At 63.2% G+C, this 14,640-nt stretch carries 14 protein-coding genes and 1 tRNA gene; 6 read left to right on the top strand and 9 right to left on the bottom strand.

Annotation, left to right across the window (positions count from 1 at the left end; translation table 11 throughout):
- Positions 1 to 7: 7 nt before the first annotated feature.
- The 3 genes from JJT62_RS05430 to JJT62_RS05420 all read right to left on the bottom strand — a co-directional run bounded on the left by JJT62_RS05430 (position 8) and on the right by JJT62_RS05420 (position 1,834).
- Positions 8 to 541: a DUF4142 domain-containing protein gene (locus JJT62_RS05430; protein ID WP_202071691.1), complete on the bottom strand. Its 534-nt coding sequence runs from the start codon at positions 539 to 541 to the stop codon at positions 8 to 10.
- A gap of 72 nt (positions 542 to 613) precedes the next feature.
- Positions 614 to 1,120, bottom strand: a complete 507-nt coding sequence (locus tag JJT62_RS05425; protein ID WP_202071690.1) for a disulfide bond formation protein B — start codon at positions 1,118 to 1,120, stop codon at positions 614 to 616.
- A gap of 135 nt (positions 1,121 to 1,255) precedes the next feature.
- Positions 1,256 to 1,834, bottom strand: coding sequence for a YqaA family protein (locus JJT62_RS05420; protein WP_202071689.1), 579 nt, complete (start codon positions 1,832 to 1,834; stop codon positions 1,256 to 1,258).
- 158 nt (positions 1,835 to 1,992) lie between these two features.
- On the opposite strand from JJT62_RS05420, the gene JJT62_RS05415 reads away from it, so the two are divergent.
- Positions 1,993 to 2,077 (top strand) — tRNA-Leu (locus JJT62_RS05415).
- A gap of 166 nt (positions 2,078 to 2,243) precedes the next feature.
- Here JJT62_RS05415 and JJT62_RS05410 read toward each other — a convergent pair.
- Positions 2,244 to 2,993, bottom strand: coding sequence for a hypothetical protein (locus tag JJT62_RS05410; RefSeq protein WP_202071688.1), 750 nt, complete (start codon positions 2,991 to 2,993; stop codon positions 2,244 to 2,246).
- Between the two features lie 192 nt (positions 2,994 to 3,185).
- Between JJT62_RS05410 and JJT62_RS05405 the strand changes: the two genes are divergently transcribed.
- The 3 genes from JJT62_RS05405 (at position 3,186) to metK (ending at position 8,223) form a co-directional block, all read left to right on the top strand.
- Positions 3,186 to 3,488, top strand: a complete 303-nt coding sequence (locus JJT62_RS05405; RefSeq protein ID WP_202071687.1) for a putative quinol monooxygenase — start codon at positions 3,186 to 3,188, stop codon at positions 3,486 to 3,488.
- A 549-nt stretch (positions 3,489 to 4,037) separates the two neighbouring features.
- Positions 4,038 to 7,058, top strand: a complete 3,021-nt coding sequence (locus JJT62_RS05400) for an HAD-IC family P-type ATPase (protein ID WP_202071686.1) — start codon at positions 4,038 to 4,040, stop codon at positions 7,056 to 7,058.
- A complete protein-coding gene (metK, locus tag JJT62_RS05395) occupies positions 7,048 to 8,223 on the top strand; it encodes a methionine adenosyltransferase (protein ID WP_202071685.1) in 1,176 nt (391 codons plus the stop codon). Before JJT62_RS05400 ends, metK begins: the two co-directional genes overlap by 11 nt.
- On the opposite strand, the gene JJT62_RS05390 is transcribed toward metK, so the two are convergent.
- Together JJT62_RS05390 and JJT62_RS05385 are read right to left on the bottom strand one after the other, a co-directional pair.
- Positions 8,220 to 8,663, bottom strand: a complete 444-nt coding sequence (locus JJT62_RS05390; protein WP_202072018.1) for a hypothetical protein — start codon at positions 8,661 to 8,663, stop codon at positions 8,220 to 8,222. The genes metK and JJT62_RS05390 overlap by 4 nt on opposite strands.
- Before the next feature lie 2 nt (positions 8,664 to 8,665).
- Complete coding sequence (locus JJT62_RS05385) at positions 8,666 to 8,983, bottom strand: DUF5132 domain-containing protein (protein WP_202071684.1); 318 nt, start codon at positions 8,981 to 8,983, stop codon at positions 8,666 to 8,668.
- A gap of 286 nt (positions 8,984 to 9,269) precedes the next feature.
- Here JJT62_RS05385 and JJT62_RS05380 point away from each other — a divergent pair, with 286 nt between their 5' ends.
- Positions 9,270 to 11,627: an Orn/Lys/Arg decarboxylase N-terminal domain-containing protein gene (locus JJT62_RS05380; RefSeq protein ID WP_202071683.1), complete on the top strand. Its 2,358-nt coding sequence runs from the start codon at positions 9,270 to 9,272 to the stop codon at positions 11,625 to 11,627.
- A 101-nt stretch (positions 11,628 to 11,728) separates the two neighbouring features.
- Positions 11,729 to 12,313, top strand: a complete 585-nt coding sequence (locus tag JJT62_RS05375) for a GNAT family N-acetyltransferase (RefSeq protein WP_202071682.1) — start codon at positions 11,729 to 11,731, stop codon at positions 12,311 to 12,313.
- Here JJT62_RS05375 and JJT62_RS05370 read toward each other — a convergent pair.
- The 3 genes from JJT62_RS05370 to JJT62_RS05360 all read right to left on the bottom strand — a co-directional run bounded on the left by JJT62_RS05370 (position 12,310) and on the right by JJT62_RS05360 (position 14,616).
- Positions 12,310 to 13,092: a tRNA nucleotidyltransferase gene (locus JJT62_RS05370; RefSeq protein ID WP_202071681.1), complete on the bottom strand. Its 783-nt coding sequence runs from the start codon at positions 13,090 to 13,092 to the stop codon at positions 12,310 to 12,312. The two genes, JJT62_RS05375 and JJT62_RS05370, sit on opposite strands and share 4 nt — an antisense overlap.
- A gap of 414 nt (positions 13,093 to 13,506) precedes the next feature.
- The gene (locus tag JJT62_RS05365) at positions 13,507 to 13,884 is read right to left on the bottom strand and encodes a hypothetical protein (protein ID WP_202071680.1); all 378 of its coding nucleotides are present in this window, start codon (positions 13,882 to 13,884) and stop codon (positions 13,507 to 13,509) included.
- A 156-nt stretch (positions 13,885 to 14,040) separates the two neighbouring features.
- Positions 14,041 to 14,616 carry a YdeI family protein gene (locus tag JJT62_RS05360; RefSeq protein WP_202071679.1) on the bottom strand — a complete coding sequence of 192 codons (576 nt, stop codon included), beginning with the start codon at positions 14,614 to 14,616 and terminating at the stop codon, positions 14,041 to 14,043.
- Between the last annotated feature and the right edge of the window lie 24 nt (positions 14,617 to 14,640).

The following is a 14,640-nucleotide window of genomic DNA, read 5'->3' as shown; positions in this document are numbered from 1 at the left end:
GGCCCGTTTAGCGGGCGCCAAATTCACGCGCCATCGCGCGCGTTTGCGAAAGATGCCCCTCGAAGGCCGGCAAAATTTCGTGCAGATGGGCGCGCAGCTCCGCACAGCTCGCCGCCGGCTCGAGCAGCTTTTTTGCCGCGTCGATGGCGCCTGCGTGAAAGGCCTCTTCATGGCGCAAATAGGCCTTGTCGAATTCAGCGCCTTGCAGCGCCGCGAGTCTCTGCATCGCCGCCGCATGATCGCTCGCCGCCGCAACGCGCTCAGCCGGCGTCGTGGGGGTGACACCGCATTTTTGGGCGAGATCATAAGCGGCTTTGCGTACGCCGATATGGTCCGCGGCAACATGAGCGGCAAGCTTGCGGAGCGCGGCCGACGCCCCCTGAGCGCGCGCGAGCAACGCGGACTCGATGTCGAAGCTGTTGACCTGGATGTAGATCCCTAAAATCTGCCCATCATCGAGGCCCGCCGCTTGAGCGGGGACGCTGGCGGATAGCCACAGGCCTGTCGCCGCGACGATTTGCAGGAATGTCAATTTTTTCATGGGAACGCCTCCCGGTTCGATTGCTATCGAGGCCGGTGTAAGGCGAAGCCCGTCAGAAGGCTGGAACTAAAGTCACACCTTGGTCGCGGGCGTGCGTTTCGCCCAAGCGGCGAAGGCCGCCGCTGCCGCCAGCGCCGCGGTAACCAGCACATTCCAATTCGCCAGCGTCAGCCCCAGCACATAGAGCGAGGGCTCGTCGCAGCGCACGACCTTCACGGTCTGAAGCTGCTTCATGAAATCCGCCATGGAGCCCGCTTGATTAACCGCGCCGGAGCAATCCGAAGGACCGGCAAAAATCTTCCACTCGACGCCGGAGTGGTAGATCGAAAGCGCGGCGTCGCCGGCAAAGAGCAAGGCGAGCAGCAGAAAGGCGCCGCGCGCAAGCCCCGCCCTGCCCGCCCGCGCGGCGAAGCCCGCCAGCGGCGCCAGCGCAAAGGCCGCGTAATAGGGAATGCGCTCCTTGTAGCAAAGCTCGCAGGGCAGATAGCCGAGGGATTCGTAAAGCCACGCGCCGCCGATGGTTGCGACGGAGGCGGCGAAAATGACTGCGGCCAGAGCCTGTCTTCTATCGAGGTTCATTCGGGACAATCCCCTGGCCCCTCACCCAGCCTCTCCCCGCGCGCGGGGAGAGGAGCCGCGCCGGCGCCGTTCTAATTCCTCTCCCCGCTTGCGGGGAGAGGTCAGGTGAGGGGCTCGGGGCGCGAACCAGAAAAATCAAAACATCTTCGCCGCGAGGGCGAAGCCGCCGACGACGATCGCCGCCATCACACTGACGAAAAGGCCGAAGTGGCTCTCGAGCTTCGCGCGGATGGCGTCGCCGAAATGGTTGATCGCCGCCGCCAGAATGAAAAACCGCGCGCCGCGGGTGATGAGCGACAATCCGATGAACAGCGGGAAATTATAGGCGAGCAGCCCCGAGACGATCGTCACCAGCTTGTAGGGAATGGGCGTCAGGCCCTTCACCAGAATGAAGATCGCCCCCCACTGGGCGTAAAAGGCGCGCAGGCTCTCCATCTTCTCGGTGTAGCCATAGAGATTGATGAGCCACAGGCCGATGGTGTCGTAGAAGAGCGCGCCGAAAGCGTAGCCGAGCGCCCCGCCCGCGACCGAGGCGATGGTGCAGAGCAAGGCGAAATACCAGGCCTTCTTAGGCTCGGCGAGGGTCATCGGCACGAGGATGACATCCGGCGGCACCGGGAAGAAAGAGCTTTCCGCAAAGGCGATCGCCCCCAGCGCAAAGGGCGCGTGCTTGCTGGCGGCCAGCGACATTGTCCAGTCGTAAAGCTTTTTCATTTTGCCTCGTGAGGTCGGGCCGAAGGCCGTCTTACGCCTGCCGGCAGCGCTTAGCACGAAAACTTTGGCCAAAGAAGGAGAGCGCCGGGTTGACGCAGCGCGGCGCCTCGCTAATATCCGCGCCGCTCGCTGGGTCGATTCACAACCGGCCGCGACGGGCCCCTGTGGCGGAATTGGTAGACGCGCTCGACTCAAAATCGAGTTCCGCAAGGAGTGCTGGTTCGACTCCGGCCAGGGGCACCAATCCAAAACGAAGCGACTGATTTTAAAGGCTTTTCAAGCCTGATTCCCGCACCGGATTCAAGGGTGCGGGAATAGATGTTCAGGGTTTGGCCCAAAGAGGGTTTTAGATGCTGCGGCAAGCGGCAAGCGCCCTTCCGTTGATCTTTTCCCGAGCGCCCGAAAATGATCAATCGATTTTGGTGCTTATCTTTTCGATGTTTTCCCATTTCAGGAAATTGATATGTCTCGACGAGTTATCAAAAAATAAAACCCCTTTATCTCCGGAACGAATTATTCTGCCTGAGACGTCGTCGAGCCCTTTTAGCGTGATAGTATGAAGCACGCCACCATCTGACACATAAGATCTGGCAATCATGTGCCCGAGCAAGAAAGACACCACAACAACAAATCCATACGAGAGAGATAGAAACGCGACATGTCTGTAGTCTTTTCTTATACGAAAATAAAGCACAGCAGATACAACAGGATACGCTATCATAAACAATGTCAATAATAGTATATTTGGTAGAAAATATAATATAAACCAAATATATACTAAACAGACAACAAACATGACTACGAATGAACCATATAGTTCGCGACGAACGCCAAACACACTTGCGCTGCCACGAAGCAACCTCTGCGCAAACCAGCGATGCGGAAATATGATATTCGGAATAGTAGCTAGAAAAAACGCAAAAGCAAATGGAATTGCCTCAAGTGTAAATAATACATGCTCACTAAATGCAAATAATGTAAACATATTTATATCAATTCCATAGAAATAACCAACCTCGAATGATATTGAAACAGATAGCGCTAATGCCGATACCAAGCCGGTTAAATTTGTGATGGCACTGAAATCAATTTTGATCCCCATATTTTTTTCTTCTATACGCTCAGAGTAGTCGGCGACTTGCTTGGAATCGAGTTCCATAACCGAAATGCTCCCTGAAAAGTCCCCGATAGCAAATAGGCTAACACATGGCGTTGCGTTTTGAGCCCCTCTCCAGCCTGCTCATCGCCTGCTTCGCGAGCCGGATGCGGTCCGCTTCTTTGGTATAGACCTCAGCCATGCGGCCGCTCTCCCAACTTACCGCGTGCAAATGCTGCATTTACGGAGGAAAGCATGATTGTAATGGTCACCGGCATCCTGCGATTTCCGCCGCAGAACATGGCCGACGTCCTGCCGCATTTGCGCGACCTTGTTGAGGCGACACGGCGGCGCGACGGCTGTATCGCCTATGATGCGGCCGAAGATATTTTCGAGCCGGGCCTGATCCGATTTTCGGAAAAATGGCCCGACGCGGAGTCCCTGGCGCGCCATCTGCAAGCGCCCCACATCGCCCCCTGGCGCGCTGTTTGCCGGGACCAGGGCCTGATCGAGCGGGCCTTCACGGCTTTCGAGGCAAGAAATCCTCGGGAAGTCTGATGCCGCCAACCGCGGACCGGCTAACCATTCCGGGCGGGGTTTGGCTCCACGCGCGAATAATCACTTCGCCCCTTGGGCGAAGGCTTGTCGAGAAGCCAAAGCTCAGATGTCGTTTGTGGAAAGAATCTCCGGGCCGCTCTGCATCGCTGTGGCGCGCGCACAATCACCGGCCGCACAGAGACGCGCAGAAAGCATCGCTCAACCGGAAACAAGTTGCAGGGCGATTATGAACGCCGCAACGAGAACGGAGAGCATAATTGCGTAAGAAATTTCCTCTCGAATGAACATGTGCCCAGCATCCTAGCCCAAAGACGCGCCTAATTGTCGCATCATTTTGGAGAAAGCGCGAGCCGGTCATTTTGATCCGCCGGGCGATTTCGCGCCGCCCATGAGTCGATCCGAGGCGCGTCGCGCTCCGTCTAAACGGCCCGGTCGCTCGACGCGCTAAATAGGCCTCGCGAGAAACGCGTCGGCGCAGGAGCACGCGGCGCCTATTTGTCATCTACGCGGAATAAGCAAACACCGACAATACGAGCCTGGCTGCGCCCGATGCTCCTGTCGAAGCTTGACCCCTCTGTCGACGCCGACGCGGCCATGGGCGCATGGATCGCGCACGAGGCCGTTCCTGGCCGCGTTCGGCTTCGGCATCCGAGCCTCCTCGGGCGGGACGAGGAGAGGCTGCAGATCGAAAAGGCGCTGCGACGGGTTCCGGGCGTCGGGAGCGTCAAGACCAACGGGCTGACGGGATCGGCGCTGATCGCCTTTCATCCGCCGGCGACGGCGCAATCGCTTTCACGCGCGCTCGACGCGGCGGCGCGGGAGGCGGAAGCTTGCGCCCCTCCCCCCGGAACAACGGCGGCTGCATCGCCGAAAAGCCTTTCCGAGGACGCGGACGCCTGTCACGCCGAGCCCCTCGATGCGCTCCTGGCACGATTGGGGGCGCTGCCCGCCGTCGGGCTGAGCGCCAAGGAAGCGGCGGCGCGAATCGCCAAATGGGGTCGCAACGAGCTGCGCCCCGCCGAGCGTCGCTCCGCCGCGGCGATCTTCGCCGAGCAGATGGCCAGCCTGCCGGTCGCCTTGCTCGCCGTCTCGGCGGCATTGTCGCTCGCAACCGGCGGGATCGCCGACGCCGTCATGATCGCAGCCGTCGTCGTGGTGAACGCGAGCATCGCCACGGTCACGGAGCGCGAAGCCGACCGCACCGTCCTCGGCATGATTGCCGAGAAGCGGCAAGTGGCGACTGTCATCCGCGACGGCGTCAGGCAATCGATCGATCCCGCCGCTTTGACGGTCGGCGACATTCTCGTGATCGAACGCGGCGCTTCCGTGCCGGCAGATGCGCGCCTGATCGAGAGCGACGATCTGAGCGTCAACGAGGCGCCGCTCACCGGCGAGGCGCATCCGGCCGCAAAGGACGCGCTGGCGTTGCTGCCGGTGAAAACCCTGATATCCGATCGCCGCAACATGGTCTTTCGCGGCACGGCGGTGACGGGCGGCTCCGGCGCCGCGATCGTCACCGCCATCGGCGCGCGCACGGAAATCGGCCGCGTGCAAGAGCTGATCGGCGCCGCGCGGCCGCCGGAGACCCCGATCCAGCGCGAGCTCGGCGAGGTCGGACGCGAGCTGGTGATCATCAACGGCCTGATCTGCGCGAGCGTTTTTGCGCTCGGCGCGTACCACGGCCATCCGCTCGTGCGCACGCTGCGCAGCGCGATCTCGCTCGCGGTCGCCGCCATTCCGGAGGGACTTCCCGCCGTCGCCACCACGACGCTGGCGATCGGCGTGCAGGACATGCGCAAGCGCAAAGTGCTGGTGCGCAAGATCGACGCGGTCGAGACGTTGGGCGCCGTCGAGGTCGTCGGCCTCGATAAGACGGGAACGCTCACGCAGAACCGCATGGCGGTCGAGGCGCTCCATCTCGACGGCGCGATGCTCGACTTGCAGGGCGACCGTTTGCTCAAAGACGGCGAAGAAACCGACGGCGCCCTGCGAGAGCTGGCGCGACGGCTCTTCGAAGTGGCGACGCTCTGCAGCGACGCGGTCGCCTTCCGCGCCGTCGACGGCGTGACATTCGACGGCACGCCGACCGAGATCGCCTTGCTGGCCGCCGGCGTCGCGCTCGGCGCCGATCCGGTCGATCTTCGGCAATCGACGACGGCCATGACGAGCGCCGCGCGCGGCGAAGGCCGCAAGCGCATCAGCACGCTGCACGAGACCCGCGATGGCGCGCGTCTGCTGTGCGTGAAGGGCGATCCCGCGGAAGTGCTGGCGCGCTGCGCGTGGCGACGCAGGAGCGACGGCGTCGCCCCATTGGACGACGACGCTCGCGCGGCGGCGCTGAAGGCCAATGAACGCATGGCTGGCGGCGCGCTGCGCGTCCTCGGCGTCGCCTATCGTGAGGACGGCGGCGATCCGCGCGACGAGCGCGATCTCGTCTGGCTCGGCCTCGCCGGCATCGCGAACCCGATCCGCGCCAGCGTGCGACCCGCGCTGAAGCAATTGCACCGCGCCGGCGTGCGCACGGTCATGATCACGGGCGACCAGAGCGCCACCGCCTTCGCCATCGCGCGCAATCTCGATCTCAATGACGGCGGCGAGCTGCGCGTTCTCGAAGCCGGACAGATCGCCAATATGCCGCCCGAGCTTCTCGAAGCGCTGGCCACGCAGCCACATGTCTTCGCGCGCGTCAGTCCCGTCGACAAGCTCAACATCGTCAAGGCATTGCAGGCCGGCGGCCACATCGTCGCGATGACGGGAGACGGGGTGAACGACGGGCCGGCGCTTCGCGCGGCGGATGTCGGCATCGCCATGGGCGGCGAAGGCGCCGACGTCGCGCGCCAAGTCGCCGACATTGTTCTCGCGACCGACGATATGGACGGCATCGTCGAGGCGATCAGGCTCGGCCGCGCGACCTACGCCAATATTCGCAAAGTGCTGCGCTATCTCGTCTCGACCAACGCTTCCGAAACCATCGCCATGCTCGGCGCGGCGCTGGTCGACGCCAGGGAGCCGTTGACGCCGATGCAATTGCTCTGGCTCAATCTGGCGACGGACGCCCTCCCCGCGCTCGCGCTCGGCCTCGAGCCGCCGGAGGCCGAGGTTCTCGACCAGCCGCCGCATGATCCCGGCGCGCCGATCATGGGCGCGAACGACTTCCGCCGCGTCCTGCGCGAAGGCGCCGTCATCGGAACCGCGGCGCTTCTCGGCTATTACAGCGCCGGCGGCTCCAATGGGCATGCGCGCGCGAGCACGATCACTTTCCACGGGCTGACCTTCGCCCAATTGCTGCATGCAATCGCTTGCCGGTCCGAGACCCGCGGCCTTTCGGCGGAAATTCGCCGCCAGCCCAACCTCCGTCTCTATGGCGGCGTCGGCGTGTCCCTGCTCGCTCAATGCGCGGCGCAGTTTCTGCCGCCGACGCGGCGGCTTCTCGGGCTTGCGCCGCTCGGCCCGGGCGACATTCTGCGTATCGGCGCCATCGCCATCAGCAGCGCGCTCGCCAATGATTTTCTGGGCTATCTGGTCGAGCGCGCCGCCGCCCGCCACGAGGAAGAAAGCCATGTCGGCTGACATGATCTTCACATCCCAATCGGTCACGCCCGGCCATCCCGACAAGCTCTGCGATCAGATCAGCGACGCGGCGGTCGACGCCCTGCTGAGAGAGGACGAAACCGCGCGGGCGGTGGTGGAATGCGCTCTCGCCACCGGCGTCCTGTTTCTCGCCGCCCGATATGCGGCCGACGCCCGGGTCGATCTGCCCTCGCTCGCGCGCAAGATCATCATGGACGCCGGCTATGTCTCGAACGGGTTCGACGCGCGCAACTGCTCGATCCTGACGAGCTTGACCGAGCTTCCGCTCTCCACCCGCGAGGCCGAGTCTCCGGGAGAGGCGCCGGAGGCGGTCGCGCGCAGGGTGGCGCATGAGCAGGCGAATGTTTTCGGCTATGCCTGCCGGGATACGAGCGAGCTGATGCCGGCGCCGATCAGCTACGCGCATAAAATGGCGAAGGCTTTGGATACGGCGCGCCGCGACGGCTTTCACGCCTTGTCGCCCGACGCGAAAACGCAGGTCTCCGTGCAGTATCGGGACGGACGCCCAGTGCGTATCCACAGTCTGTCGCTGACCGTCGCGCTCGACGACTCGGCCGCGCCGGACGCGCAGGATCGTCTGCGGGCTTTGGCGCTCGACGCCTTGGCGGGCAATGACGTCAGGCCGGATGGCGGGACGCAGGTCATCATCAATGAAGGCGAGCCCCTCGACATCGGCGGTCCCGGGCGCCACGCGGGATTGACCGGGCGCAAGAACGGGATCGATTCCTATGGGGAGATCGCGCGCATGAGCGGTTCGGCGCTTTCGGGCAAAGACCCCTCGCGCATCGAGCGCGCCGGCGCCTATGCCGCGCGCTACGCCGCCAAGAACATCGTCGCCGCCGGATTGGCCGAGCGTTGCGAAGTCCATTTGGCCTATGCCATCGGCCAGGCGGAGCCGCTGAGCCTGAGCGTCGAGACCTTCAATACCGGCAAGTTCAGCGACGAGGCGATCACTAAACGTCTCGCCGCGATCATCGATTTCCGCCCCGCCGCCATCGTGAAGCGTTTTTCACTCCGAAGCCGGCCGAAGGCCGCCGGCGCCTCCGGCTTCTATCTGCCGCTTGCAACCTATGGGCATTTCGGACGCGACGATCTCGCGCTCCCTTGGGAGGCGATTGATTTGGTCGAGGCCCTGCGCGGCTAGATCATGGCGTCGTCGCCGCTCTCGGGCGACCGCCAGACGCCGGCGAGATGGCCGGCGTACCACAGCAGCGTAAAGGCAGGCGGAAAGAACTTTTCCCGCGTCACCTGCCAGAGCGCGAGCCCGACCAGCGCCAATGCGACGAGCGCTTTCGGATCGAACTCGACCGGCTTGTCCGTCTTCGTCGCGGATCGCGCCTTGCCGATTGCAAAAAGCCCCGCTTCCCGCGCCGCCACGCTGATCTTCTCGAGCGCGTCGGCGTGCTCGATGAGCACGCTGCCGGTGAAGGGCCGCGCCGCCACCTTGTAGACGCCCGGCAGCGCCGAGAGGCTGCTGGAGACAGAGGCAAAAAAGTCCGAGTCGCCAAGGCGGTCCGGGAACCGCAGACGGGCCCGGCCCGGCATGGCGTGCGCGATTTCGGCGATTGGCAGGCCGGCGCCCATGCTCACGCCCCTTCCGAGGTCGGCTGCGGCGTCGTTTCGGCGGCGGCCCCGCCTTCCTCGGGCTTCGGGCCGGCCGACTTGCGGGCCTGCGCCATCGTGGCGGCGAATATGTCGGAAGCCGCCTCCGCCTTCGCCTCAGCGAAGAGATCCTCGGCCGTTTCCATCAGGTGTGCGCCCTGCACTCGCGCTTCGTGCAAGGCCAGCACGGCGGCCTTCAGGGCGGCCTTGGCGACGGGCCGCACGCGGTTTCCCTCTCGATCGAACAGGAGCGCCGCTGCGGCGCCGGCCGCCACGCCTAACGCAAATCCCCACGGCTTCATGAAGCTTCTCCCGGTCGGAAACCAAGGCGTTCCAATTTAAGCGCGACCATGACGCGCTCGTGACGAGCGCAAATACTGCCGTTCGCAAATGTTATAGGACAGTCGGCGTTTTACGAAAGCGCGGCAGATCTTGCCTACCCCGATAATTAACGCATGTTGGCCTAGCTTCTTCCCGTCTGACAAGTTAACGGCGCGCACTGTCACGATTGCGTCACGCAAGAAGTGTCTGCGAACCGTCGACAGCGCGGCTCAGCTTAACGCGCGCTTTCCGAATGGACGGCATTGGATGGACTTTTCCCAGCGCTTCACCTTCCTCTTCTCCGCGCCCAATTTCGAGGCAGACGACCTCGAAGGCCTGCGCGTCAATCAGATCATCGCGGCCATCGAGCGCATGGGCTTTCAGGTCGTCCGGGCCCGGCGGCTGGAGGACGCCGAGATCGTCGTGCAAACGGACGCTGCGATCGGATGCCTCGTCGTCGACTGGGGCAAGAGGGGCATCGAAGGCAAAACCGCCTCGCTCATTGATCTGATGCGCAAGCGCGGTCTGGACATGCCGATCGTCCTGCTCATCCGCCGCAAGCGTTTCGAGGATATTCCGGTCGAGGTGCTCGACTTCATCGACGGCTATGTGTTCCTGGCGGAGGAGACGCCGGAGTTCATCGCCAAGAACCTCGTCTCGCGGCTCAAGCAATATGCCGACACGCTGAAAACGCCTTTCTTCGGCGCCATTGTCGATTACGCGGAAGAAGGCAATCAACTCTGGACTTGCCCCGGCCATAATGGCGGCATTTTCTACAGCCGTAGCCCCATCGGGCGCATCTTCATGGAGCATCTCGGCGAAGCGGTGTTCCGCGACGATCTGGACAATTCCGTCGTCGAGCTCGGAGACCTCCTCACCCACGAAGGCCCGGCGCTCAAAGCGCAGAAGGCGGCGGCCGAAATCTTCGGGGCGGAAAAAACCTATTTCGTGCTCAACGGCACGTCCACATCGAACAAGGTCGTCCTCACCAATCTCGTGGCCGAAGGCGATCTCGTGCTCTTTGACCGCAACAATCACAAGGCCGCGCATCATGGCGCGTTGCTCTTGAGCGGCGGCGTGCCGATCTTTCTCCCCACCACGCGCAACGCCTTCGGCCTGATCGGCCCGATCGACCACAAAGCCTTCGACGAAGAGACGCTGCGCGCGCGCATTCGCGATAACCCGCTCGTCAAGGACAAGGACGCCTGGCGCAAGGAGCGGCCCTTCCGCGTCGCGGTGATCGAACAATGCACCTATGACGGCACGATCTATGACGCCGAATGGATTGTTAAAAAGATCGGCCATTTGTGCGACTACATCCTCTTCGACGAGGCCTGGGCGGGATTCATGAAATTCCACCCGCTCTACGAGCGCCGCTTCGCTATGGGGCTGAAATACCTCAATGAGTCCTCGCCCGGAATCGTCGCCACCCAATCGACGCATAAGCAGCTCGCGAGCTTCTCGCAGGCGTCGCAGATCCATGTGCGCGACCGGCATATCAAGGGGCAGAGGCGCCGGGTCGAGCACAAGCGCTTCAACGAAGGCTTCATGCAGCATGCCTCGACCTCGCCCTTCTATCCACTGTTCGCCTCGCTCGACGTCGGCGCGCAGATGATGAAAGGCCGTTCCGGCGAAGTTCTGTGGGACGACACGGTGCGTCTCGGCGTCGAGTTGCGCAAGAAGCTGCGCGCCGTGCGCCGCGAATTCGAGGACAAGGAGAAAGACCCGGCGCGGCGCTGGTTCTTCGATCCCTTCGTTCCCGACAAGGTTTCCATTCCCGACGCCGCGCGCGAAACCGGCGCGCATCAAGTCGGCTGGGAAATGGTTTCCACCGAGCAGCTCGCGCGCAACGCCGCCTTCTGGGAGCTTGCGCCGGGCGCGGGCTGGCATGGTTTCGAGGACATGGCGCCGGGCTTTGCGATCACCGACCCTTGCAAGCTGACCTTGCTCACGCCAGGCTTCGATCGCAGCACGGGCGCCTATGAGGACCACGGCGTCCCCGCCCCGATTGTCGCGCAATATTTGCGCGAGAACCGTATCGTGCCGGAGAAGAACGATCTCAACTCGCTCCTTTTCCTGCTGACGCCGGGCGTTGAGTCGAGCAAGGCTGGCACGCTCGTTTCGGCGCTCGTCGCCTTCAAGCGGCTGCACGACGACAATGCGCTTCTGCAGGACGTCATTCCTGAATTCGTCGCGCGGCGGCCGGGCCGCTACAAGGGCGTGCGGCTGCGCGATCTGTGTGGCGATATGCATCGCTTCTTCAAGGAAGCGGGCGTCAGCGCTTTGCAGCGCGCGCAATTTGCCCGCGAGCATCTGCCGGACATGGCGATGACGCCGCGCGAGGCGTATCTGCATCTCGTGCGCAACAACGTCGATTATCTGACGCTCGATGAAATCGAGGGGCGCGTCGCGACGACGCTCTGGGTCATCTATCCGCCGGGCATCGCCACCATCGTTCCCGGCGAGCGGCTCGGCGAAAAAGCGCGTCCCATGCTGCACTATCTGAAAATGTTCGAGCGCAGCGCCAATCAATTCCCGGGCTTCGACTACGAAATTCAGGGGCTCTATAAGGAAACCGACGCACAAGGCCGGCTGCGCCTCTACACCTATGTCGTGAGCGAATAATACGGGACCCGCTTGATGGGTTCAGTGTCATTCCCGACGCTCGCTTGAGCGAGCGATCGGGAATGACACGCGCCAATGCGAGCTATGCAAACGGAAATGGTATGACACTGGAGTCGGAGAGAACCGCAATTGCGGAAGCCGAGCGTTCGGCGATCGTCGTGAGAGCCTCGCGCGACGACGACGTCGACGCCATGCTCGCGATCTATCTGCATCACATCCGCAAGGGGCTCGATCCGTCCGAGGCGCCGCTCTACGACACGCCGCAGAAAGACGACCTCAAGCGGCGTCGGAAGAATATGGGCAAGCATCGCCTGCCCCATCTCGTCGCGGAGCTCGACGGCGCCGTGATCGGCTACGCCTATGCCGTGCCGTTTCGGAAGCGGCCGGCCTATCGCTATGTCGTCAAGCACTCGATCTATGTCGACCCGAGCCATTTGCATCGCGGCGTCGGCCGCCTTTTGCTGCCGGCGCTGATCGACGCTTGCGCAGCGGCGGGCTACCGCCAGCTTATCGGCTATATCGACGCGGCGAACGAAGCCTCGCTGAGGCTCCACAAGGCCTGCGGCTTCGTGCAGGCGGGCTATCTCTCGTCGGTCGGATTCAAATACGGCCGCTGGACGGATTCGGTGATCATGCAGCGCTCGCTCGGCCCCGGCGCATCGACGCTGCCGGGGGCGCAGCGTTAAGCGTCGGACCAACGTAAAGAACGAAACGCCCGCGCAATCGCCTCGGCGCGCGCCATTGTTTGGTCTTCCGCGGCGTGGTCGGCGTCAGTGCAGGCTTCGAACGCAATGTCGAGCAAGGCGGACTTCTGATAGGCTTGGCCCGAGCGGCCCGGATGGGCGCAAAAGTCGCAAGCGCACACCGTCATGAGCTGACGGAACCGCTCCGGCGCGTCAAAGGCCCCGAGGCGCTCGAGCATCGCGGCCACCGGTCCGGCGCGCATTTTCGAGACGCGATGCACCCGCTCGCATTCGGCCAGCGCCACAAGCGCCAGCTCCTTGCAGTCCTCAGGCGCTTCGAAGCGCGCACAGAGCGCCTCGATGCGTGGGCGTCCGCGTTCGACATGCTTGTAATGGACCGGAAGATGCTCACGCGGGGAATCGGACTTGCCGATATTCATCACCAGCAGCGCGAAACGCACCGGCAAGGACGCATTGCCGAGGGCCGCCTCGTCGAGCGCCCGTAGCATATGCTCGCCGAGATCGACCTGCGCCGGCTCATCCGACAGTTGCGGAACGCCGAAAATTGCGGCCACCTCGGGAAGTATCTGATAAAGCGCGCCGCACTCGCGCAAAGCCCCGATCATTCTGGAAGGGGATTGGCACATCATCCCGCGAACCAGCTCCGGCCATATGTGGGACGCCTCCACGCCGGCCAGAGCCACCGCCTCTACCTGGGCGGACATGAGGCTCAGCGCTTCGTCGTCCGGGTCGGTTTGCGATTCCGCAAAGAGCGTCGCCATGCGCAGAACGCCCAGCCCAGGATCAGTCTGGATGAAATCTGCCGAATTTGGAGGCTGGGATTGGGGTTTCATCGGAGCGGGGCCCTTGCTTTCCGCCCGCATGCTTCCTTGCGGCCGGAATGCGCACGAACGAATGGCTCCCTAGCAAACGCCTTGCCGCGCGCGGCGAGGCACGGGAGCGATCCCCGCCGCGAAACAAGCACGCTTCGCGCCGGGGGGCCCAGGCTCGGCGCCGCCGCCGTGGACACTTGGGGGTGCGCGGCGTCGAGCCCTTGGACCGCGAGCCTTCAGGCTCGCCGCCGCGAATGCGCGCCTGAAGGCGCGCGGTCCATTCTTAAGCTGCCGCCTTGTCGCGCTCATGACTCCAATGTTGCTCGCTCATGTCCGAAAGGCGCCAAAAGCGCAGCTCTCCCCTCACCTGCAATAATGCGAGGGGCGGACCCGCTGATAACGCACGAGGTCGCCGCCGGGGCTGGCGTTGATCTCGCTCGCGACGCACCGGCGCCCGACGCGCGCGAAGGGCGTCGTATAGCCCCACGGATACTCCGCCGCGCTCATCGGATAGCCGGCGACGGGATCGACATCCCAAGGCGCCGAAAGCCCCCAATCCCGCACCGCAGGCGCGCGCGACCAATCCTCCCGATCCCATCCCTCCTGGAGCCAGGGGCCGAGGACAGTCGGACCATCCGCGCGCGGGACGCGCCCGCGAAAGCCGGCGTCGGCGCCGGAGGCCGCCAAAAGAGGAAGCGCCGCCGACACGAGACAGACAGCCAAGGACGCAAGAAAGCGCATGATAACCTCCGCACTCGAGCCAACCATATCAGCGCCCCAAGGGCAGCGGAGAATTCCGCCGCGTAGCTACCCGCTTCGACAAGTTCACCGCCAACTTCTTCCCCTCAGGCGCGCGCTCGCAGCCGCCATCGCGTTTTGGACTTGATCGGCTCCGCTTCAGTGAAAGCGCTCGCCGCGATCAAGCTGGGCAAGGATTTGCGACAACCTCTTGGCGCGCGTCTCAGGGCGCTTGGCCGTGTGAAGCCTATAGTAGATCGAATAGAGATCCTTGCGATCCAGCGTCTGGTAGAGGGCCTTGGCGGCCGGCATTACCTCCAGAGCATCCAGAAAGTCTTGCGGGATGGTCATGGAGGCTGATCCTTCGTAGCCGCTGTCCCATCGACCATCAGCCTTTGCAGCCTCGACATGAGCGAGGCCCGCAGGCGTCATCCGCCCCTCTGCGATGAGCCGCGTCGCATGTTCGCGGTTCTTGGCGGACCAGTTTGACTTCTGTTTTCGAGGCGTTAGGCGTTGCAGAAACGACGCCTCATCCAGCGGCAGCTTCTGTCCATCGATCCAGCCAAAGCGAATTGCTTCGATCACGCAGTCTGTCCACGTCACCGACTGCTTGCCGGCCCCCTTCTTGAAGATTTGCACCCAAACCTCACTGCTGCACTGATGATGGCCCATCAACCACTCGCTCAATTCTGCAGCATTCTGGAAGGCAATCGAATCCCGTTTGCTCTTAGACATGTTTTGAGATTAGCAGAATTGAGA

This window comes from Methylocystis sp. Sn-Cys, from assembly GCF_016745395.1.
GTDB lineage: Bacteria > Pseudomonadota > Alphaproteobacteria > Rhizobiales > Beijerinckiaceae > Methylocystis > Methylocystis iwaonis.
The sequence above is the reverse complement of the archived record's forward strand: the minus strand, read 5'-3'. Positions and strand labels throughout refer to the sequence as shown.